Annotated in this window: 15 protein-coding genes and 1 pseudogene; 9 read left to right on the forward strand and 7 right to left on the reverse strand. The window is 62.6% G+C overall.

Annotated elements, in window-relative coordinates; all coding sequences use genetic code 11:
• Positions 1 to 50 precede the first annotated feature (50 nt).
• Positions 51 to 518, reverse strand: a complete 468-nt coding sequence (locus F753_RS41275) for a thioesterase family protein (RefSeq protein ID WP_003301083.1) — start codon at positions 516 to 518, stop codon at positions 51 to 53.
• 142 nt (positions 519 to 660) lie between these two features.
• Complete coding sequence (gene elbB / locus F753_RS41280; protein WP_003301082.1) at positions 661 to 1326, reverse strand: isoprenoid biosynthesis glyoxalase ElbB; 666 nt, start codon at positions 1324 to 1326, stop codon at positions 661 to 663.
• A gap of 303 nt (positions 1327 to 1629) precedes the next feature.
• Between elbB and hemB the strand changes: the two genes are divergently transcribed.
• Positions 1630 to 2643 (forward strand): porphobilinogen synthase, encoded by a 1014-nt coding sequence (gene hemB / locus F753_RS41285; RefSeq protein ID WP_023446108.1) that lies wholly within the window; start codon positions 1630 to 1632, stop codon positions 2641 to 2643.
• A 19-nt stretch (positions 2644 to 2662) separates the two neighbouring features.
• Entirely contained in the window at positions 2663 to 4870 is a 2208-nt protein-coding gene (ppk1, locus tag F753_RS41290; RefSeq protein WP_023446109.1) for a polyphosphate kinase 1, read from the forward strand.
• 116 nt (positions 4871 to 4986) lie between these two features.
• Here ppk1 and ppx read toward each other — a convergent pair whose 3' ends face one another.
• A complete protein-coding gene (gene ppx / locus F753_RS41295; protein WP_014821733.1) occupies positions 4987 to 6489 on the reverse strand; it encodes an exopolyphosphatase in 1503 nt (500 codons plus the stop codon).
• 183 nt (positions 6490 to 6672) lie between these two features.
• Between ppx and trxA the strand changes: the two genes are divergently transcribed.
• The 4 genes and pseudogenes from trxA (at position 6673) to F753_RS41315 (ending at position 11145) form a co-directional block, all read left to right on the forward strand.
• Positions 6673 to 6999 carry a thioredoxin TrxA gene (gene trxA / locus F753_RS41300; RefSeq protein WP_003283463.1) on the forward strand — a complete coding sequence of 109 codons (327 nt, stop codon included), beginning with the start codon at positions 6673 to 6675 and terminating at the stop codon, positions 6997 to 6999.
• Positions 7000 to 7230: 231 nt separating this feature from the next.
• Positions 7231 to 8509: pseudogene (gene rho / locus F753_RS41305) on the forward strand (transcription termination factor Rho).
• 123 nt (positions 8510 to 8632) lie between these two features.
• Positions 8633 to 10099, forward strand: coding sequence for a 4-hydroxy-3-polyprenylbenzoate decarboxylase (ubiD, locus tag F753_RS41310; protein ID WP_023446110.1), 1467 nt, complete (start codon positions 8633 to 8635; stop codon positions 10097 to 10099).
• A 74-nt stretch (positions 10100 to 10173) separates the two neighbouring features.
• Positions 10174 to 11145, forward strand: coding sequence for a CDP-6-deoxy-delta-3,4-glucoseen reductase (locus F753_RS41315; RefSeq protein ID WP_031298059.1), 972 nt, complete (start codon positions 10174 to 10176; stop codon positions 11143 to 11145).
• A gap of 56 nt (positions 11146 to 11201) precedes the next feature.
• Here the strand turns inward: F753_RS41315 and F753_RS41320 are convergent, their stop codons facing one another.
• The 3 genes from F753_RS41320 to F753_RS41330 all read right to left on the reverse strand — a co-directional run bounded on the left by F753_RS41320 (position 11202) and on the right by F753_RS41330 (position 15944).
• Positions 11202 to 11867 (reverse strand): SPOR domain-containing protein, encoded by a 666-nt coding sequence (locus F753_RS41320; protein ID WP_023446112.1) that lies wholly within the window; start codon positions 11865 to 11867, stop codon positions 11202 to 11204.
• The gene (gene argS / locus F753_RS41325; protein ID WP_023446113.1) at positions 11868 to 13607 is read right to left on the reverse strand and encodes an arginine--tRNA ligase; all 1740 of its coding nucleotides are present in this window, start codon (positions 13605 to 13607) and stop codon (positions 11868 to 11870) included. It abuts the gene before it with no gap.
• A gap of 114 nt (positions 13608 to 13721) precedes the next feature.
• The gene (locus F753_RS41330; RefSeq protein ID WP_031298062.1) at positions 13722 to 15944 is read right to left on the reverse strand and encodes a primosomal protein N'; all 2223 of its coding nucleotides are present in this window, start codon (positions 15942 to 15944) and stop codon (positions 13722 to 13724) included.
• Positions 15945 to 16136: 192 nt separating this feature from the next.
• Here F753_RS41330 and rpmE point away from each other — a divergent pair, with 192 nt between their 5' ends.
• From rpmE to F753_RS41345, 3 genes are all read left to right on the forward strand, one after another.
• Positions 16137 to 16349: a 50S ribosomal protein L31 gene (gene rpmE, locus F753_RS41335; RefSeq protein ID WP_014821726.1), complete on the forward strand. Its 213-nt coding sequence runs from the start codon at positions 16137 to 16139 to the stop codon at positions 16347 to 16349.
• A 20-nt stretch (positions 16350 to 16369) separates the two neighbouring features.
• Positions 16370 to 17164 (forward strand): thermonuclease family protein, encoded by a 795-nt coding sequence (locus F753_RS41340; protein WP_023446115.1) that lies wholly within the window; start codon positions 16370 to 16372, stop codon positions 17162 to 17164.
• A 149-nt stretch (positions 17165 to 17313) separates the two neighbouring features.
• The gene (locus F753_RS41345) at positions 17314 to 18582 is read left to right on the forward strand and encodes a malic enzyme-like NAD(P)-binding protein (RefSeq protein ID WP_014821724.1); all 1269 of its coding nucleotides are present in this window, start codon (positions 17314 to 17316) and stop codon (positions 18580 to 18582) included.
• Positions 18583 to 18644: 62 nt separating this feature from the next.
• Here the strand turns inward: F753_RS41345 and F753_RS41350 are convergent, their stop codons facing one another.
• Positions 18645 to 21077 carry a penicillin-binding protein 1A gene (locus F753_RS41350; protein ID WP_023446116.1) on the reverse strand — a complete coding sequence of 811 codons (2433 nt, stop codon included), beginning with the start codon at positions 21075 to 21077 and terminating at the stop codon, positions 18645 to 18647.
• Between the last annotated feature and the right edge of the window lie 127 nt (positions 21078 to 21204).

Genomic DNA, 21204 nt, shown 5'->3' on the forward strand with positions numbered 1-21204 from the left:
CGGCAGAGTGTACGAGAGGTCGCCCTGGCCGCCAATCTCCTATCGGCTGATCAACCGCAAAGATAAGTGCCGGTGCCCACGGCGATCAGGGTGCCCAGTTCGTTGTGCAGCTCAGAACGCACCACTGCGACCTTGTTGCCCGAGCGCAGCAGCATCGCGCTGGCACTGAAGCGGGTGCCTCGGCCTGGGCGCAGGTAGTCGATGCGCAGATCGATGGTTCCCAGCCGGGAAAGCCGTGCGGCGCGCTCCTGGGTGGTCAAATGGCGATGCTTGTCGAAGGCGCCGAGCATTGCCATCGCCCCGCCGGCCACGTCCAGCAGCGAGGCGATGACCCCGCCATGCAGGATGCCGTGGACGAAGTTGCCGACCAGCTCCGGCTTCATCGGCAGGTGCATGACGACCTGGGAGGTCGATACCTCATCCAGTTCGATGCCCAGCGCCTGGTTGAAGGGGATGCGTTCGAACATCTGGCGTACCGCCTGGGCCTGCTCGGCGAGCAGGGCGTCGTCGTGGTTCATGGTCGGTGTTCCTGTGGATGAGCGATCAAGCTGCCCGAGGATGTTCGCGCTGAACAGAGTGGCGGCACGAGCAGCCGCGGCTTTGGCGGCTTTCGCGCAAAAAAATCCCGGGCGGACCCGGGATCATTTGGCGGCGTTCGGATCAGTCTTCGGTGGTCATTTCCAGTACCCGGTCGACCAGCTTGTAGATGCCCGAAGCGGCTTCGCTGATGGATTGCGCCAGCATGTACGCCGGTGTGGTGACCAGTCGATGCTGCTTGTCGACGACGATGTCGCTGACTTCGCACGCCTGATGCTCGGCGCCCATCTGCGCGACCGCCTTGGCGGCATCGGCCTCGTCACTGCCAAGGGTACAGACCACGCCGGCGCCGAAGATCTGCGCGGCCATGGTCGGCGCGATGCACATCATCCCGACCGGCTTGCGTGCCTCGGCAAAGGCCTGCGCGAGCGCCACGACATCCGGCAGTGCCTTGCTGCTGGCGCCTTCGGTAGCGAAATTGGAGAGGTTCTTCGCGGCGCCGAAACCGCCGGGGATGATCAGCGCGTCGAAATCCTCGGCGCGCGCCTCGCGCAGATCCTTGATCTCGCCGCGGGCCAGGCGAGCGGACTCGGTCAGCACGTTGCGCGACTCCGGCATCTCGTCGCCGGTCAGGTGATTGATCACGTGCATCTGCGGGATGTTCGGTGCGAAGCACTGCACCTTGACGCCACGCTGGTCCAGGCGCAGCAGGGTGATGACGCTTTCGTAGATCTCCGAGCCGTCGTAGACGCCACAGCCGGAGAGGATCACGGCGACTTTCTTGTTCATGGTGGTACTCCTGGTCAAGTTCAGCGGCCCTGCGTCGGGCACGGCGGATGCGTTCGATGCTAATACCTGGGACGGTTCCAGGTAAGCCCCACACGTTCCGTTGGATTCGCGCGATGCGCCGGTGTTCATTGCCGCAGGTCTGGCGCGGCAGTTTGCGCCTGATCAAAGCACTGGCAGTCGCCGGCATGGCTGGCGACAATGGGCGCGGTTTCGGAGGCTCGACGGCCTGGCGTTGTCATCATTTCGTCATGTGTCGGGCCTATAAACGTCATATTCGCCCGTTCTGCGGGCCAGGAGTCCGTCGTGAGTTTCGTTCCTGCCAGCCGGCTGTTCCCCGCTACTCGTCTGCGTCGCAATCGTCGTGACGATTTTTCCCGCCGTCTGGTGCGCGAAAATGTGCTGACCGTCAATGATCTGATCCTGCCGGTGTTCGTGCTCGACGGCGAGAACCGCCGCGAGCCGGTGCCGTCGATGCCGGGAGTGGAGCGCCTGTCCATCGACCTGCTGCTCAAGGAGGCCGAAGAGCTGGTGGCGCTGGGCATTCCGGCGCTGGCGCTGTTTCCGGTGACACCGCTGGAGAAGAAGTCCCTCAATGCGGCCGAAGCCTGGAACCCGGAGGGCATCGCCCAGCGCGCCACGCGCGCCTTGCGCGCGCGGTTCCCTGAGCTGGGAATCATCACCGACGTAGCCCTCGATCCATTCACCACGCACGGCCAGGACGGTATTCTCGACGACAGCGGATACGTGCAGAACGATGTCACTGTCGACGCGCTGGTCCGCCAGGCGCTGTCCCACGCCGAAGCCGGCGCTCAGGTGGTCGCGCCGTCGGACATGATGGATGGTCGTATCCAGGCGATTCGCGAGGCGCTGGAAGTGGCCGAACACCACAACGTGCGCATCATGGCCTACTCGGCGAAATACGCCAGCGCCTACTACGGCCCGTTCCGAGATGCGGTGGGCTCTGCCGCCAATCTCGGCAAGAGCAACAAGAATACCTATCAGATGGACCCGGCCAACGGTGACGAGGCGCTGCACGAAGTGGGCGCCGACCTGGCCGAAGGCGCGGACATGGTGATGGTCAAGCCCGGTCTGCCCTACCTGGATATCGTCTGGCGGGTCAAAGATGCCTTCAAGGCGCCGACCTTCGTCTATCAGGTCAGCGGCGAGTACGCCATGCACATGGCCGCCATCCAGAATGGCTGGCTGAGCGAGGCCGTCATCCTTGAGTCTTTGGTCGGCTTCAAGCGTGCTGGGGCCGATGGCATCCTGACTTACTTCGCCAAACAGGCGGCACAACAATTAAAACGGGGCCAGTGAGCCCTTTCGAGGCAAAGCGATGATCAACCAGGGACTCAGCGAAAAGGATATGCAGGACGCCGTGGTCGGCGAGGTGCTGGAACAGACGTTGCCCGAGGTGGTGTCTGCGCCACTGGAAGTCGTCGAGGAGACGCCGGTCGCGCTGGTGACCAACCTGGACGACAGTGCGCTGTACATCCATCGCGAGCTTTCTCAGCTTCAGTTCAACGTCCGCGTGCTCGAGCAGGCGCTGGATGAGTCCTATCCGCTGCTGGAGCGGCTGAAGTTCCTGCTGATCTTCTCCAGCAACCTCGATGAGTTCTTCGAGATTCGCGTCGCCGGACTGAAGAAGCGCGTCACCTTCGCCCGCGAACAGGCGGGCGCCGACGGCCTGCAGCCGCATCAGGCGCTGGCGCGCATATCCGAGCTGGTCCACGAACAGGTCGACCGCCAGTACGCGATCCTCAACGACGTGCTTCTGCCAGCGCTGGCCGAGCATCAGATCCGCTTCATTCGCCGCAGGCACTGGACGGCCAAACTCAAGACCTGGGTGCGCCGCTATTTTCGCGACGAGATTGCACCGATCGTTACGCCGATCGGTCTCGATCCGACCCATCCGTTCCCGCTGCTGGTGAACAAGAGCCTGAACTTCATCGTCGAGCTGGAAGGCGTCGATGCCTTCGGCCGCGATTCCGGTCTGGCGATCATCCCGGCGCCACGCCTGCTGCCGCGGGTGATCCGCGTGCCGGAGTCGGTCGGCGGCGCCGGCGACAACTTCGTCTTCCTCTCCTCGATGATCCATGCCCATGCCGACGACCTGTTCCACGGCATGCGGGTCAAGGGCTGCTACCAGTTCCGCCTCACCCGTAACGCCGACCTTTCGGTTGACACCGAGGACGTCGAGGACCTGGCACGCGCGCTGCGAGGCGAGCTGATCTCGCGTCGTTATGGCGATGCCGTGCGCCTGGAAGTGGCCGATACCTGCCCGCAGCACCTCGCCGATTTTCTGCTCAAGCAGTTCAGTCTGGGCGAGGGCGAAATGTACCGGGTCAACGGCCCCGTCAACCTGACCCGCCTGTTCAGCATCACCGGGCTGGACAGTCACCCGGAGCTGCAATACAGCCCCTTCACACCATCAATTCCGAAGTTGCTGCAGAACAGCGACAAGATATTCAGTGTGATCAACAAGCAGGACATCTTGCTGCTGCACCCGTTCGAGTCCTTCACGCCGGTGGTCGATCTGCTGCGTGAAGCTGCGAAGGACCCGTGCGTGCTGGCGATCAAGCAGACGCTGTATCGCTCGGGTGCCAATTCGGAGATCGTCGATGCGCTGGTCGATGCGGCGCGCAGCGGCAAGGAAGTTACCGCGGTGATCGAACTGCGCGCGCGCTTCGACGAGGAATCCAACCTGCAGCTCGCCAGCCGCCTGCAGCAGGCCGGCGCGGTGGTGATCTATGGCGTGGTCGGCTACAAGACCCACGCCAAGATGATGCTGATCCTGCGTCGCGAGAATGGCGAGCTGTGCCGTTACGCGCATCTGGGCACCGGCAACTACCACGCGGCCAACGCCCGGCTGTATACCGACTACAGTCTGCTGACATCCGATGATGCGCTGTGTGAGGACGTCTCCAAGCTGTTCAGTCAGTTGATCGGCATGGGCAAGACCATGCGCATGAAGAAGCTGCTGCACGCGCCATTTACCCTGAAGAAGACGCTGCTCGACCTGATCGCGCAGGAAACCCAGCACGCGGCCGAGGGGCGGCCCGCGCATATCATTCTGAAGATCAATGCGCTGACCGATCCGAAGATGATCAAGGCGCTGTACAAGGCCAGCCAGACCGGCGTGCGTGTCGATCTCATCGTGCGTGGCATGTGCTGCCTGCGGCCGGGCATCGCCGGTGTCTCTCACAACATCCATGTGCGCTCGATCATCGGCCGATTCCTTGAGCACAGTCGGGTGTTCTACTTCCAGAATGACGGCGACGAGAAGCTCTACCTGTCCAGTGCCGACTGGATGGAGCGCAACCTCGATCGTCGGGTGGAAACCTGTTTCCCGGTGGAAGGCAAGAAACTGGTGATGCGGGTTAAGAAGGAGCTGGAAGGCTTCCTCAGCGACAACACCCAGAGCTGGATTCTGCAGCCTGACGGCAGCTACCTGCGCAACAGCCCCACCGGTAATCAGAATGCGCGCAACATACAGAGTACGTTGCTGGAGCGTCTCACCGGGCCGCAGGTCGGCGTGCGCTGAGTCAGGTGTTTCCCGCGGTGCGTTTTCAGGCATGTGGCTGGCGCGCGCCGCGTCGGCCTGGCTGAGGAGGCGAAGACTGGTTACCTGTATCATCAAGGGCCCCTAGGGCCCTTGTTTCATTTCATCCGCAGTTCGTAGCCCACGCGCGCGAGCCAGGCGGCTTCGGCCTCGAAGTCGGCCCTGGTCAGTGGGTTCGCGCCCAGCCAGCCGGTCGGGAAGATCAGCTCCAGGCCCCGTTCGGTCGCCTTTAGCTGCACCTCGGAGACGGCGTTGGCACCGCGGATGTGATGGAACAGGATGGCGAATCGCAGCAGGATGCACAGTCGCACCAGTGCATCGGCATCGACCCCGGTCTCGCCGAACTTGTCCTGAGGAATATTGCGTCGGTGGCCGCGCACCAGCAGCGCCAGCATCAGCTGATCCTGACGGGAGAAGCCGGGCAGGTCGGAATGCTCGATCAGGTAGGCGCCATGCTTGTGGTAGTGGTAGTGCGCAATATCCAGGCCCACTTCATGCACCCGTGCAGCCCAGGCGAGCAGCTCCCGGTGCCAGTCCTGATCCAGGCTCCACGCCTCGGCCACCTGGTCGAACGCCTCCAGCGCCTTGGCTTCGACTCGCGCGGCCTGTTCCATGTCGACGTGGTAGCGCTCCATCAGGAAGCTCAGCGAGCGGTCACGGATGTCCTCGTCATGGTGACGGCCTAGCAGGTCGTAGAGCACCCCTTCGCGCAGGGCGCCTTCGGAGTGGGTCATGCTGCTGATCTCCAGCGCATCGAATATCGCCTCGAGAATCGCCAGGCCCGCAGGAAACACGCCGCGACGGTCCGGCTTGATGCCGTCGATGTCGATCTTCTCCACGTCGCCGAGCTTGAATAGCTTGCGTTTGAGCCATCCCAGCCCTTCGAGGTTGACCTCGCCGTTGCCGAAGCCGCCGCTCTTGATCGCCAGACCGACGGCCCGGATGGTGCCGGACGCGCCGATGGATTCCTGCCAGCCGAGCCGGCGCAGACCGTGCTCGATGCCCATCAGCTCTACCCGCGCGGCGGTGTAGGCCTGGGCGTAGCGTGCCGGGGTGATCTTGCCGTCACGGAAGAAGCGTTGGGTGTAGCTCACGCAGCCCATCTGCAGGCTTTCGCGCAGCTGCGATTCGAACCCTTCGCCGATGATGAACTCGGTGCTGCCGCCGCCGATGTCTGCCACCAGGCGGCGGCCGGAACTGCTCGGGATGGTGTGCGACACGCCGAGATAGATCAGGCGCGCTTCTTCGCGGCCGGAGATGACCTCGACCTGATGGTTGACGATCTCTTCGGCGCGGCGGATGAAGGTGGCGCGATTGCGCGCTTCACGCAGTGCGTTGGTGCCGACGATGCGTACGGCGCCCTGCGGCAGATGATTGACCAGCTGGGCGAAGCGACGCAGACAGTCCAGCCCACGCTGCATGGCGGCCTCGTCGAGCAGACGGTTTTCGTCGATCCCGGCAGCCAGCTGGACCTTCTCGCCGAGCCGTTCGAGGATGCGCATTTCGCCATTGCTGGTGCGCGCGAGCACCATGTGAAAGCTGTTCGAGCCCAGATCCAGGGCGGCGATCATGGGAAAGGTCTCAGCGGTGTTATGGCGCATTGGGCAGTCTCGATGCAAAACTCAGACATCCTGACATGATCGCCCCCATCCGCCAACGCAGTCGTTGACGCACGGAGGCGCTGCTCGCGGGCGATCGTCGCCGACCCGAGGGTCTGCAGCTTTCGATCCGCTCACAGTAGGGCTATGATGGCGACCTTTCCGTTCCGACCCTGGAGAAAATCCATGAGCGAATACATCAACAATGTCAGCGACAGCAGTTTCGAGCAGGACGTCCTCCAGGCCGACGGTCCCGTACTGGTCGACTACTGGGCCGAGTGGTGTGGTCCGTGCAAGATGATCGCGCCGGTACTCGACGAGATCGCCAAGGACTACGAAGGTCGTCTGAAGGTTTGCAAGCTCAATATCGACGAGAACCAGGAAACCCCGCCGAAGTACGGCGTGCGCGGTATCCCGACGCTGATGCTGTTCAAGAACGGCAACGTCGAGGCGACCAAGGTCGGTGCACTGTCCAAGTCGCAGCTAGCGGCGTTCCTCGACAGCAACATCTGACTTCGCCGAAGTTCCCCTCTAAAGCCCTCGCAGTCGCGGGGGCTTTTTTCATCGGCAGGGGGGACGCTTCGTCTGCACGATGCTAAATTCGGCCTCGCGACGCATTCTTCCGTCGCCCTCTGCACGCCGTCGCCGACGCACTTCAGCCTCATAAAGCACAACGAACCTGTTCGTCTCTTGCTGCGCGGCTTCTCAAGCTAATCGCTTTCTACATCCTTCCTGACTCTCTCTATGAATCTGACTGAACTCAAGCAAAAGCCCATCACCGAACTGCTGGAAATGGCCGAACAGATGGGCATCGATAACATGGCCCGTTCGCGCAAGCAGGACGTGATTTTCTCCCTGCTCAAGAAGCACGCTAAAAGCGGCGAGGAAATCTCCGGTGATGGCGTGCTGGAGATTCTCCAGGACGGCTTCGGCTTCCTGCGCTCCGCGGATTCTTCCTACCTGGCCGGCCCGGACGATATCTACGTCTCGCCCAGCCAGATTCGCCGCTTCAACCTGCGCACCGGTGACACCATCATCGGCAAGATCCGCCCTCCCAAGGAAGGTGAGCGCTACTTCGCCCTGCTCAAGGTCGACTCGATCAACTACGATCGGCCGGAGAACGCGAAGAACAAGATCCTCTTCGAGAACCTGACCCCGCTGTTCGCCAACGAGCGCCTGAAGATGGAAGCCGGCAACGGTTCCACCGAAGACCTCACCGGTCGCGTAATCGACCTCTGTGCTCCGATCGGCAAGGGCCAGCGCGGCTTGATCGTCGCTCCGCCAAAGGCGGGCAAGACGATCATGCTGCAGAACATCGCCAGCAACATCACCCGCAACAACCCCGAGTGCCACCTGATCGTTCTGCTGATCGACGAGCGTCCGGAAGAAGTGACCGAGATGCAGCGCACCGTGCGCGGCGAAGTGGTCGCCTCCACCTTCGACGAGCCGCCAACCCGTCACGTGCAGGTCGCCGAGATGGTGATCGAGAAGGCCAAGCGCCTAGTCGAGCACAAGAAGGACGTGGTCATTCTGCTCGACTCCATCACCCGTCTGGCGCGTGCCTACAACACCGTGATCCCGAGCTCCGGCAAAGTGCTCACTGGTGGTGTCGATGCCCACGCCCTGGAGAAGCCCAAGCGTTTCTTCGGTGCCGCGCGCAACATCGAGGAAGGCGGTTCGCTGACCATTCTCGCCACCGCGCTGGTGGAGACCGGCTCGAAGATGGACGAGGGGATTTACGAGGAGGTCAATGATTTACGAGGAGTTCAAGGGCACCGGTAACCTGGAGCTGCAACTGGATCGTCGCATTGCCGAGAAGCGTGTCTTCCCGGCCATCAACATCAACCGTTCGGGTACTCGCCGCGAAGAGCTGCTGACCAGCGAGGAAGAGCTGCAGCGCATCTGGATCCTGCGCAAGCTGCTGCATCCGATGGATGAAAGCGCTGCGATTGAGTTCCTGCTCGACAAGCTCAAGGACACCAAGACCAACGACGAATTCTTCATGTCCATGAAGCGCAAGTAAGCGACTCGTCGTTGCCAACAAGGCCGGGGAAACCCGGCCTTCGTCTGTCTGCAGGTTTTGGAAAACCCGACGCGGGCGCTAAACTTTGCGCCTCGTCCCTGCCGGCCCATGCGAGGCTCAAGCATGCAGTATCGCGATCTGCGCGACTTTATCAGCGGCCTGGAAAAACGCGGTGAGCTCAAGCGCGTCACGGCTGCTGTCTCCCCGGTTCTGGAAATGACCGAAATCTGTGACCGCACCCTGCGCAAGCAGGGCCCGGCACTGCTCTTTGTGAACCCGACGGGTTTCGACATGCCGGTGCTCGGCAATCTGTTCGGCACGCCGCAGCGGGTCGCCCTCGGTATGGGCGCCGAGGATGTCTCCGAACTGCGTGAGATCGGCAAGCTGCTGGCGTTTCTCAAGGAGCCGGAGCCGCCGAAGGGGCTGAAGGACGCCTGGAGCAAGCTGCCGATCTACAAGAAGGTCATCAGCATGGCGCCCAAGGTTCTTAAGGACGCGCCCTGCCAGGAAGTGATCATCGAAGGTGATGACGTCGACCTGGGGACAATCCCCGTACAGCACTGCTGGCCGGGCGACGCCGCGCCGCTGATCACCTGGGGTCTGACCATCACCAAGGGGCCGAACAAGGAGCGGCAGAACCTCGGCATCTACCGCCAGCAGGTCATCGGCCGCAACAAGGTGATCATGCGCTGGCTCAGTCATCGCGGCGGGGCGCTGGATTTCCGCGAATGGTGCAATAAATACCCGGATCGGCCGTACCCGGTCGCCGTGGCACTGGGCGCGGATCCGGCGACGATTCTCGGTGCGGTGACGCCTGTGCCCGATACGCTGTCCGAATATGCCTTCGCCGGCCTGTTGCGCGGTTCGCGCACTGAGCTGGTCAAGGCGGTCGGCTCCGATCTGCAGGTGCCGGCGTACGCCGAGATCGTCCTCGAAGGGCATATCCATCCGGGCGAGATGGCCGATGAAGGACCTTACGGTGACCACACCGGCTACTACAACGAGGTCGACCGCTTCCCGGTGTTCACCGTCGAGCGCATCACCCATCGCCGAAACCCGATCTACCACAGCACCTATACCGGGCGCCCGCCGGATGAGCCGGCGATTCTCGGCGTGGCACTGAACGAGGTGTTCGTACCGATCCTGCAGAAGCAGTTCCCGGAAATCGTCGATTTCTACCTGCCGCCGGAAGGCTGTTCCTATCGCATGGCGGTGGTGACGATGAAGAAGCAGTATCCCGGCCACGCCAAGCGGGTCATGCTCGGCGTGTGGAGCTTCCTGCGTCAGTTCATGTACACCAAGTTTGTCATCGTCACCGACGACGACATCAACGCCCGCGACTGGAACGATGTGATCTGGGCCATCACCACACGCATGGATCCCAAGCGCGACACGGTGATGATCGACAACACGCCGATCGACTACCTGGATTTTGCCTCGCCGATCTCCGGGCTGGGCTCGAAGATGGGCCTGGATGCCACCCACAAATGGCCGGGCGAGACCAACCGCGAATGGGGGCGGGTCATCGTTCAGGACCCGGCGGTGAAGCAGCGGGTTGATGAACTCTGGTCGCAGCTGGGTATCGACTGACATATCCGAAGAGGCGGGCCCGAGCCCGCCCGAAAGCCTTGGCGGGTCTTCCCGTTCACTGATAAGACGTGCACATGAAAGTTACTTTGCAGCCATCCGGTGCCGTGCTCGACGTGCGGCCCGGCGAACGATTTCTCGATGCCGCCAGGCGTCTGGGCTACGAATGCCCGCAGAGCTGTCGCAACGGCAATTGCCACATCTGCGCCTCGCTGCTGGTCGAAGGACGTGTGCGGCAGGCCGGCGAGGTACGCGATCACGGCGAGCTGCTGGCCTGCCTGGCCGAGCCACTGGAAGACTGCGTGCTGCTGTGGGATGGCGTGCTGGCGCCCGGCGAGCTGCCGGTACGCGAGCTGAGCTGCCAGCTCAGTGGCTATGAAGAGGTCGGTGGCGATGTGGTGCGCTTGCGCCTACGCCTGCCGGCCGGTCGCCAGCCGCGCTATCACGCCGGTCAATATCTGTTGCTGCAACGGGAGGACGGTGAGTGGTCGGCGTTTTCCCTCGCCTCTGCTCCCGGCAGCGGCCGAGAGCTGGAGCTGCACGTGCTGGCGCGTGAGGAATCCGCGATCGAGCTGCTGGCATTCCTGCGGCGGCAGGGCTTTGCGCGGATCCAGCTGCCATTCGGCGACACGCATCTGGCAGAACTGCCGGACGGTCCCTTGGTGCTGGTTGCAGCGGGCACCGGCATGGCGCAGATGCACAGTCTGATCGAGTATTGCCGCGCAGCCGGGTTCTCGCATCCGGTGCATCTGTACTGGGGTGTTCGCCATCCCGAAGACTTCTACCAGCTGTCGCACTGGGATGAGTGGCAGGGCATGAGCAATCTGCATCTGCACCGTGTCGTCAGCGACGTCTGCGGCTGGGAAGGTCGCTGCGGCATGCTGCATGAAGCGATTCGCGAGGATTTCAACGATCTCAAACCGTTGCATATCTATGCCAGCGGCTCGCCGTCGATGGTCTATGGCACGCTGGATGCGTTGGTGGAGGCGGGGATGGACCCGCATCAGATGCGCGCTGACGTGTTTGCCTACGCGCCGCGGGAAAGCTGATTCGGTTTGCTGCGCCAGAATGAAAAACGCCGGGTCGAAAGCCCGGCGTTTTTCGTTCAGCGCGTCTGCCGCTGTTGCAACAGCAGGTTCTTGTAGCCGCTGGCGGCCAGCGTCTTTTGTGCAGCATTCAGTTGCTCGCGGCTGCCGAAGGGTCCGACCAGCACGCGATACCAATGCTCATCACGCACCTTGACGCTTTCCACGCGCACGTCCTGACCAAGCAGGATGATCTGCGCGCGTACCCGATCAGCCTCCGCCTGCTGGCGGAACGAGCCGGCCTGCAGAAAGAACTGGGTAACCGGTGCTTTGGCCACTGTGGGCGGCGGCGGTGGTACCTGGCCATTGAGTGCGGCCTGCGCGCGGGCTTCGTCGATCTTCGCTGCTTCCTCTGGCGTTACCGGCTTGGCCGGCGGTTCCGGCTGCTTGGCTTCCGGCGGCAGAATCACTTCCGACTCCGGTAGCAGCGTATAGAAGTCGTACTTCGGCTTGGCCGCCTGCTCGCTGGCTGGCGTGCGCTTGGGCTGCTCCTTGATCGCGGTCTTGGGTGCGTCCTTGTTGCGCTTGACCTCCTCGCCACCCGGCTCGAGGCTCATCAGAAACATGATGAAACCGCCGATGACCAGGCCACAGACCAGCCAGATCCAGCCTGGTACGGCCTGTTTGGCGGGCGCCTGATAGCGGCTCGCGCCTCGTTTGGGCGCGGCTTTCTTCCTTGCAGCCACTTACATGCGCTCCAGAGTTTCCAAGCCGAGAAGTTCCAGGCCCTGCTTGAGGGTCTTGCCGGTCAGGGCAGCGAGGCGAAGTCGACTCTGCTTCTGCTCTGGCTGTTCGGCGCTGAGGATCGGGCAGTGCTCGTAGAAACTGGAGAACAGCCCGGCCAGATCGTACAGGTAAGCGCACAGCAAGTGCGGTTCGCCTTTCTCGCCGACGCTGTTCAGCACTTCGCCGAACTGGGCGAGCTTGGCGGCGAGCGCCAGTTCCTGCTCAGCCTCGAGCTGAATCTGCCCGGTGATCTCATCGATGCCTTGACCCAGCTTGCGGAAAACGCTGGCCACGCGGGTGTAGGCATAGAGCAGGTAGGGCGCGGTGTTGCCTTCGAAGCTCAGCATCAGTTCGAAGTTGAAGCGATAGTCGCTGGTGCGGTGCTTGGACAGGTCGGCATATTTGACGGCGCTGATACCCACCGCGCGGGCGATCTGGCGCAGCTCGGCTTCATCGAGGTCCGGATTCTTGCCCTTGACCAGGGCATAGGCGCGCTGCTCGGCTTCGTCGAGCAGATCGATCAGCTTTACCGTGCCGCCGTCGCGGGTCTTGAACGGGCGGCCGTCGGCGCCGTTCATGGTGCCGAAGCCCATGTGCTCAAGCTGCATGCCGGCATGTACGAAGCCGGCGCGACGCGCCACTTCGAAAGCCATCTGGAAATGCAGGGCCTGGCGCTGATCGACGAAATACAGCGCGCGATCGGCATGCAGGACCTGGCTGCGGTAACGCATGGCCGCCAGGTCGGTGGTGGCGTAGAGGTAGCCGCCGCCGGCCTTCTGCACGATCACCGGGAGCGGATTGCCTTCGGCGTTCTTGAATTCGTCGAGGAAGACGCACTGCGCGCCGTTGTCCTCGGTGAGCAGACCTTTAGTGCGCAGGGCTTCGACGATATCTGCAAGCTCGGCGTTGTAGGCGCTCTCACCCTTGACGTCGGCCGGGGTCAGCTTGACGTTGAGGCGGTCGTAGATCTTCTGGCAGTGCGACAGGGAAATATCGTTGAAGCGCGTCCACAGGCTCAGGCACTGTGCGTCCCCGGCTTGAAGCTTTACCACCAGTTCGCGGGCGCGGTCGGCGAACTCGGCGGACTCGTCGAAGCGCTGTTTCGCTGCGCGATAGAACTGCTCCAGGTCGGACAGCTCGCTTTCCGCCGCCGCCGGTTTCTCCTCGAGGTAAGCCAGCAGCATGCCGAACTGGGTGCCCCAGTCGCCGACGTGGTTCTGCCGGATCACCTCGTCGCCGAGGTACTCGAGCACACGACCGACGGCGTCACCAATAATGGTCGAGCGCAGGTGGCCAACATGCATCTCTTTCGCCAGGTTCGGCGATGACAGGTCGATCACCACGCGCTGGGGCGCCGACGCCTTGCGCACTGCCAGCTTTGGATCGGCCAGGGCCGCTTCGAGGCGCTCGGCCAGTGCGTCGCTGTTCTGGAAGAAGTTCAGAAAGCCTGGTCCGGCGATTTCCACCTTGCTGATCTGCGCGTCCTGCGGCAGCGCGGCGATCAGCTTCTCGGCCAGGTCGCGCGGCTTCAGCCCGGCCGGTTTGGCCAGCATCATGGCGATGTTGCTGGCGAAATCGCCGTGGCTCTTGTCTCTGGTGTTTTCCACCTGAATCGCGGGGGTCAGCCCTTCAGGCAGGACGCCTTCGGCGGTCAGGCGGACGAGGGCTTGCTGGATCAGGTGGCGAATGCTGTCTTTCATGGTCGGCTCAGTCCGCAAGTGTGCGCGAAAACCCGGCATTATCGGGTCGCGATGGGTATCGCTTCAAGGTGCGTGGCGCGCAGTGCGGCAAAAGTCCGGGTTTCGATCAGGCGATCAGAACAGATCGATCGGGTCGACATCCAGGCTCCAGCGCACGGCGCGACCGCCGGGCAGTTGTTCGAGCATCGGGACCCAGGCGCCCATCAGCCGGTGCAGGGTCGCCCGTGCGTTGCCCTGAAGCAGTAATTGCGCCCTGTAGCGACCTGCACGCCGTTCCATCGGTGCGGGAACCGGTCCGAGCAGGTCGACGCCGTTGAGCTGCAGCTGGTCGAGCAACTGTTCGGCGAGGTTGCAGGCGTCGTCAAGGAAGGCTTCGGCCTGGCCGGGCTTCTGTGCCTCGGCGCGCAGCAGCGCCAGATGGCTGAACGGCGGCAGGCCGGCCGCGCGGCGCTCGGACAGGGCCTGCTCGGCGAAGGCGAAATAACCCTGTTCGGTCAGCTGCACCAGCAGCGGATGGTCGGCCAGATGCGTCTGGATGATGACCTTGCCAGGCTCCTCTGCGCGCCCGGCGCGCCCGGCGACCTGGACAATCAGCTGGGCCATGCGCTCGCTGGCGCGGAAGTCGGCTGAGAACAGCCCGCCGTCGGCATCGAGAATCGCCACCAGCGTGACGCGCGGAAAATGGTGACCCTTGGCGAGCATCTGCGTGCCGACCAGCAGGCAGGGTTCGCCGCGGTTGATGGTGCCGATCATCTGCTCCATCGCGCCCTTGCGCGAGGTGCTGTCGCGGTCGATACGCAGCACCGGATAGTCGGGAAAGAGGATGCCCAGGCGCTCCTCGGCGCGTTCCGTTCCGGCGCCAACCGGGCGCAGATCCACCTTGCCGCAGTCCGGACAGTTGCGCGGAGGTCGCTCGACGTGCCCGCAGTGGTGGCAGCGCAATTCGTTATGGCGTTGATGCAGGGTCATCCGTGCGTCGCAGCGTGGGCACTGGCTGAGCCAGCCGCAGTCATGGCAGAGCAGGGTGGGGGCGAAGCCACGTCGGTTGAGGTAGACCAAAACCTGCTGGCCGGCGCCGAGGGTCTGGCCGATGGCCTGTTGCAGCGGGCCGGATATGCCGGCGTCCAGCGGGCGACTCTTGACATCCAGGCGCAGGAAGCGCGGCGACTGTGCATTGCCGGCCCGTTGCGTCATCTTGAGCAGCGCATAGCGGCCGCTGTGGGCGTTGTGCAGGCTTTCCAGCGAGGGCGTGGCCGAACCGAGCACAATCGGCAGGTTCTCCTGGCGCGCGCGCAGCAGGGCCAGATCGCGGGCATGGTAGCGCAAGCCTTCCTGCTGTTTATAAGAGGCGTCGTGCTCCTCGTCGATGATGATCAGGCCGGGATTCTTCATCGGCGTGAACAGGGCCGAACGGGTACCGATGATGATGTCCGCCTCGCCATCGCGGGCGGCGAGCCAGGCATCGAGTCGTTCACGATCGTTGACGTTGGAGTGCAGCAGCGCGATCCGGGCGTTGAAGCGCTGTTCGAAGCGAGCGAGCGTCTGTGGCCCCAGGTTGATCTCGGGGATCAGCACCAGCGCCTGCTTGCCGGCTTCCAGTACGCGATGAATCAGTTGCAGGTAGACCTCGGTCTTGCCGCTGCCGGTCACCCCCGCCAGCAGGAACGCCTGAAATCCTCCGAGGCCCGCGCTCACCGCCTCGAAGGCCGCGCGTTGCTGTGTATTCAAGGTGAGCTCGGCCTGTAGCAGCCAGCCGCCACTGTGCCCGCGCGTCTGCCTGCTGCGGCGGGATTCGATACGCACCAGGCCCTTTTCCAGCAGCAGGTCGAGGCTGTCCTTGTTCAGCTGCAGTTTGCTGAGCAGCGCATGTGGCAAGCCGTGAGCGTGCTGGGCGATGGCCTTCAGCGCTTCGCGCTGCCTGGGTGCACGAACCAATCGCGGATCGTCAGGGCTCGCGCCTTCGGCTGCGTGCCAGTAGCGCTCTTGTCGAGCTTCAGCGGGTTCGCCCTGACGCAGCAGTACCGGCAGTGCCCAGCTGAGGGTGTCGCCAAGGCTGTGCTGATAATACTGCGCGGTCCACAGGCAAAGCTTGAATAGCGGGGCGGGGAGGGGTGGTTTGCTATCCAGCAGTTCCAGGGCCGGCTTGAGCTTTTCCGCCGGCACTTCGCTGTGGTCGCTCAGCTCGACCAGAATGCCGACCACTTCGCGTCGACCGAAGGGCACGCGCAGGCGTACGCCTGGTTGAAGAGCGGCGGGTGACACGCCAGCCGGCGGCAGGTAATCGAACAGGCGACGCAGGGGGGAGGGCAGCGCCAGGCGGAGGATGCTGGAAGACACTCGATGATCCTTGGTGATGTGCGGCGATGGTAAACGATGACGCGATTCGGCGTCGTCGCGAGCGCGCCAGCGGCTCAGCGCGTCTGTCGCCCGCGCTTGCATCACCCTAGCTCTCTGGTATGATTCGCGCCCTACTTCGTGCGGTACTCGACATAGGGTCGGGTGGCGGCACACAATCCTAGAGGATTCACCATGAAAGCCGATATCCATCCTAATTACGTCGAAATCGAGGCCACCTGCAGCTGTGGCAACGTCATCAAGACCCGCTCCACGCTGGGTAAGAACCTGAGCCTCGACGTGTGCTCCGAGTGCCACCCGTTCTACACCGGCAAGCAGAAGGTGCTGGATACCGGCGGCCGTATCGATCGCTTCAAGCAGCGTTTCGGTGTGTTCGGCGCCAAGTAAGCTGGCGTACCGGGAATCCAATGGGGTTTTCCGAGCACATGAAAAAGGCGTCCCTGGTGGGCGCCTTTTTCGTTTCCGTCTTCTGGCAAATTCAAGCGCTTGCCTTCTGCCCGTCGCCGGGGCGCTTGTCGACGCTGGAAGTGGCCCAAGTCGTTGACGGCGATACGCTGCGTCTGGTCGATGGTCGCAGCGTGCGGCTGATCGGCATCAACACGCCGGAGCTGGGGCGTGACGGGCGCAAGGCCGAGCCTTTCGCGCTGGCCGCACGGCGCCGACTGCAGGCATTGGTGCAGGCCAGTGACGGGCGGGTCGGTCTGGTCCTGGGCCAGGAGCGGCACGATCGCTATGGGCGCACGCTGGCCCATGCTTATGACGCGCAGGGACGTAATCTCGAAGCCGTGCTGCTTGCCGATGGCCTTGGCTTCATGGTCGCGGTGGCGCCGAATACACGGATGGTGGCCTGTCAGCAGCGGGCCGAGCAGCGGGCGCGGCAAAACGGTCTGGGTGTCTGGCGCGAGCTGAAGCCCGGCTCGCCGCAATCGTTGAGGCGTGGTGGCTTCGCGCTGCTCGAAGGTAGGGTCGAGCGGGTCGAGCGCAATCGTGGCGGCTATTGGCTCGAAATGGATGGTCCGCTGGTGGTGAACATACCGCCGCAGGCGCTTGACGCATTCGATGTCCGGACAATGACCGTACTTGCCGGGAAGCGACTCGAGCTGAGGGGCTGGGTGGTCGACCGCCGCGGACGGGTGGGGGCCGGGCAGGCCCGCTGGATGCTGCGCGTCACCCATCCGGCGATGCTGGAGTTGTCGCGCTGATCGGCTGTTCGTAACGGCGCGTGAATCTACCCGGAAAGTCGTAGCGGCTTGGGCTTGACAGTCAGCCGGCCCGCTGGCTTGTGAGTGCGCTTGTTCTTGGCGTATGCTCGACCGCCTGTCTGTCCCAGTAAAATAAGCGGAAATGCCACATGACTGACCTGAAAACTGCCGCGCTCGAATACCATGCCCAGCCCCGTCCAGGGAAATTGAGCGTCGAGCTGACCAAGCCCACCGCCACCGCTCGTGATCTTTCCCTGGCCTACAGCCCGGGTGTAGCTGAGCCTGTGCGCGAGATCGCTCGCGATGCGGAGCTGGCTTACCGCTACACTGGCAAAGGCAACCTGGTGGCTGTTATCTCCGACGGCACCGCTATTCTCGGCTTGGGCAACCTTGGCCCGCTGGCTTCCAAGCCGGTGATGGAAGGCAAGGGCGTGCTGTTCAAGCGTTTCGCTGGCGTCGACGTATTCGACATCGAAGTCGATGCGGAAAGCCCGCAGGCTTTCATTGATACCGTCAAGCGCATCTCGATCACCTTTGGTGGCATCAATCTGGAAGATATCAAGGCGCCGGAGTGCTTCGAGATCGAGCGGGCGCTGATCGAGCAGTGCGATATCCCGGTTTTCCATGACGACCAGCATGGCACCGCCATCGTGACGGCTGCCGGCATGCTCAATGCGCTGGAAATCGCCGGCAAGACTCTCGAGCAGGCCAAGATCGTCTGCCTCGGTGCTGGGGCTGCCGCAACCTCGTGCATGAAGCTGCTGGTCAGCATGGGTGCGAAAATCGAGAACATCTTCATGATCGATCGCAAGGGCGTCATCCACGCCGGTCGTGACGATCTGAACCAGTACAAGGCTGTGTTCGCCCATGAAACCGACAAGCGCACTCTGGACGATGCGCTCGAAGGTGCCGACGTTTTCGTTGGCCTGTCAGGCGCCAACCTGCTGAGTCCGGAAGGTCTCAAGCGCATGGCGGCCAATCCGGTTGTCTTCGCCTGCTCCAATCCTGATCCGGAGATCAGCCCGGAGCTGGCGCATGCGACGCGTTCGGATGTCATCATGGCAACTGGTCGCTCGGACTACCCGAACCAGGTCAACAACGTATTGGGCTTCCCGTTCATCTTCCGTGGCGCGCTGGATGTTCGCGCCAAGCGCATTAACGAGGAGATGAAGATCGCGGCCGCCATTGCGCTGCGCGATCTCGCCAAGTTGCCAGTGCCGGCTGAAGTGGCTGCTGCGTACGGTGTGGATAGTCTGGAATTCGGCCGCGAGTACATCATTCCGAAGCCAATGGATCCGCGTCTGATCACGTTGGTGTCTGATGCCGTGGCCAAGGCAGCCATCGAAAGTGGCGTGGCGACATTGCCTTACCCGTCGCATTATCCGCTGCAGTCGGTTAACGACGTTTTCAACGGCTGACCGCGCTAAAAAAACAAACCCCGCCAAGGCGGGGTTTTTTGTTGCTGGCGAAAACCGGTCGATCAGAACAGATCCAGCGGGGCGGCTTCATCGGCCGGAAGAGGGCTTCCAGGTGCCTGGGTTCCAGAGTCGAATTCACCCATGGGGGGCGGCGAATCCTCGCTCTTGAAGACCTCGAAATAGGCGTCAGGCGTGCTGGGTGTGGCAGAGCGACCGCTGACCGGATCGATGCGCAGCTTGAGCAGCCCGTCCGGCTCCGCTGGCGGGTGCTCGGGCATGTCCTTTAGCACTGCGCTCATGTAGCTCATCCAGATCGGCAGAGCGACCGTGCCGCCATATTCGTTGCGCCCCAGGCTTTGTGGCTGGTCGAAGCCCGCCCATACCGTGGTTACGATGTCGGCGTTATAACCGGAGAACCAGCTGTCGATGGAGTCGTTGGTGGTGCCGGTTTTGCCTGCGATGTCACCGCGCCCCATGGCCAGCGCACGTCGCCCTGTGCCGCGCTTGATAACGTCCTGCAGCATGCTGGTCATGATGTAGGCGGTACGTTCATCGAGTACCTGCTCGGCAAGGCGTGGTTCGGCGTCGAGTGCCTCGCCGTCATTCAGGTCTCTAGTGTCAGGCGCTGCGTAAGCCTCGGCCTCTGTTTCCTCAGTCTCGGTATTCCGCGATGGCACGCGTGCCGGGTTGGCCTCGAAGAGCAGCTTGCCTTCACGGTCTTCTATGCGCTGGATCAGGTATGGCTCGATCTTGTACCCGCCGTTTGCAAAGGTCGTCCAGCCGGTGGCGATCTCCATAGGTGTAAGCGTCGCCGTACCCAATGCCAGAGATAGGTTGCGCGGCAGGTCCTGCGGATTGAAACCGAAGCGGCTGATGTAATCGACCGTGTGGTCGATGCCCATTGTCTGCAGCAGACGAATCGAAACCAGATTCCTCGATTTGTACAGCGCCTCGCGCATGCGGATCGGCCCGAGGAACGTATTGTTGTCGTTCTTCGGGCGCCAGATGCGGTCCATGCCCTGTTCGACAAAGACGATGGGGGAATCGTTGACCAGGCTCGCGGCGGTGTAGCCCGCGTCCAGCGCTGCGCTGTAAATGAACGGTTTGAAGCTCGACCCGGGTTGGCGCTTGGCCTGGATGGCGCGGTTGTAGTTGCTCTGGCCAAACGAGAAACCGCCTGCGAGCGCTTCGATCGAACCATCCTGGGGGTCGAGTGAAACCAGTGCCGCCTGCGCCTGCGGCACCTGGCTGAATACGGCTGTTTCATCGTCCTGCCAGCGAATGCGGACCACGTCGCCTAGCTTGACCACGTCGGCTGGGCGCTGTGGCCTTGGCCCCATGCTGTTGATGCCGAGGTAGGGACGGGCCCACTTCATGCTGTCCCAAGCTACTGCGTGCTCGTTTCCGTCGCGCGTCAGCACCAGAATCCCGCTGGTCTCTACCTGCGTGACGACGGCCGGCTGCAGCCCGGAAAGGCTTCGGTACTTGGCCAGCTCGCTGGGCCAGCTATCGCGCGGCAGTTCTGCGAGGCGCGCTTCCGGTCCGCGGTAGCCGTGCCGCTGGTCGTATTCAATCAGTCCGTTGTCGAGTGCGAGGTTGGCAGCAAGCTGCCGCTCGCTGGACACCGTGGTCTTTACCCGGAAGCCATCCGTGTAGGCAGCGCTGCCGAAGCGGCCCACCATCTCGGCGCGCGCCATCTCCGCGATGTAGGCGGCATCCAGCTCGGGGGCTGCGCCGTGGTACCGAGCGGTCTCAGGTTCGGCGAGTGCTTGCCGATAGCTAGTTTCATCCAGTGAGCCAAGTCTGTGCATGCGGCCCAGGATCCAGTCGCGTCGTTCTTTGCTGCGGGTCGGATTAACCAATGGGTTGAATGCAGAAGGTGCCTTCGGCAGGCCGGCGATCATCGCCAGCTGTGCGACGCTAAGCTCCGAAATGGGCTTGCCGTAATACACCTGAGAAGCCGCCTCGATTCCATAGGCACGATTGCCAAGGTAGATCTTGTTGACGTACAGCTCGAGGATTTCGTTCTTGCTGAGCTCGCGCTCTATCTGCAATGCCAGCAGTATCTCGTTGATCTTGCGCGAGAAACTCCGCTCACTGGTAAGGAAGTAATTCTTCGCCACCTGCATGGTAATGGTGCTGCCGCCGGTCTGAATCTGCCCACTTTTCAATAATTGCGTGGCAGCGCGCATCAGGCCGGTTATGTCGACGCCATAATGATTAGCGAAATTGTCGTCCTCGGCAGCCAGCAGTGCGTGGATGAATTCCTCAGGGATGTCCTCGAAGTGGATCGGTGAGCGTCGCATTTCCCCGAACTCGGCGATCAGCTTGTCATCCGCGCTATAAACCCGCAGCGGAATTTGAAGCTGTATGCTCCGCAGGGAATCGACGGAGGGGAGGTTGGGGCTGAGGTAGAGAAATGCGCCGCTGATGCTCAGCAAGAGTGCGCAAAAGACTGCGAAGCACGACCAGAGAAAAAATTTCAAAAAACGCATCAGGGTTCTTGGAATCCAGGATTTGGGGGAGGAAGACTGCGGCGATGCTGAAAGGGAAAACCGTTCACATTATATGCGGTTTTTTTGCCGGGTAGCCATTTGCGCTTCTGTCAAGGCTGTTATCTAA

Source organism: Stutzerimonas chloritidismutans AW-1, assembly GCF_000495915.1.
GTDB lineage: Bacteria > Pseudomonadota > Gammaproteobacteria > Pseudomonadales > Pseudomonadaceae > Stutzerimonas > Stutzerimonas chloritidismutans.

Coding starts and splice junctions, on each gene's coding strand:
- elbB (WP_003301082.1), bottom strand. CDS start 1,326: ATGAACAAGAAAGTCGCCGTGATCCTCTCCGGCTGTGGCGTCTACGAC.
- rpmE (WP_014821726.1), top strand. CDS start 16,137: ATGAAAGCCGATATCCATCCTAATTACGTCGAAATCGAGGCCACCTGC.
- F753_RS41275 (WP_003301083.1), bottom strand. CDS start 518: ATGAACCACGACGACGCCCTGCTCGCCGAGCAGGCCCAGGCGGTACGC.
- argS (WP_023446113.1), bottom strand. CDS start 13,607: ATGAAAGACAGCATTCGCCACCTGATCCAGCAAGCCCTCGTCCGCCTG.
- trxA (WP_003283463.1), top strand. CDS start 6,673: ATGAGCGAATACATCAACAATGTCAGCGACAGCAGTTTCGAGCAGGAC.
- ppx (WP_014821733.1), bottom strand. CDS start 6,489: ATGCGCCATAACACCGCTGAGACCTTTCCCATGATCGCCGCCCTGGAT.
- ppk1 (WP_023446109.1), top strand. CDS start 2,663: ATGATCAACCAGGGACTCAGCGAAAAGGATATGCAGGACGCCGTGGTC.
- F753_RS41350 (WP_023446116.1), bottom strand. CDS start 21,077: ATGCGTTTTTTGAAATTTTTTCTCTGGTCGTGCTTCGCAGTCTTTTGC.
- ubiD (WP_023446110.1), top strand. CDS start 8,633: ATGCAGTATCGCGATCTGCGCGACTTTATCAGCGGCCTGGAAAAACGC.
- F753_RS41340 (WP_023446115.1), top strand. CDS start 16,370: ATGGGGTTTTCCGAGCACATGAAAAAGGCGTCCCTGGTGGGCGCCTTT.
- F753_RS41345 (WP_014821724.1), top strand. CDS start 17,314: ATGACTGACCTGAAAACTGCCGCGCTCGAATACCATGCCCAGCCCCGT.
- F753_RS41315 (WP_031298059.1), top strand. CDS start 10,174: ATGAAAGTTACTTTGCAGCCATCCGGTGCCGTGCTCGACGTGCGGCCC.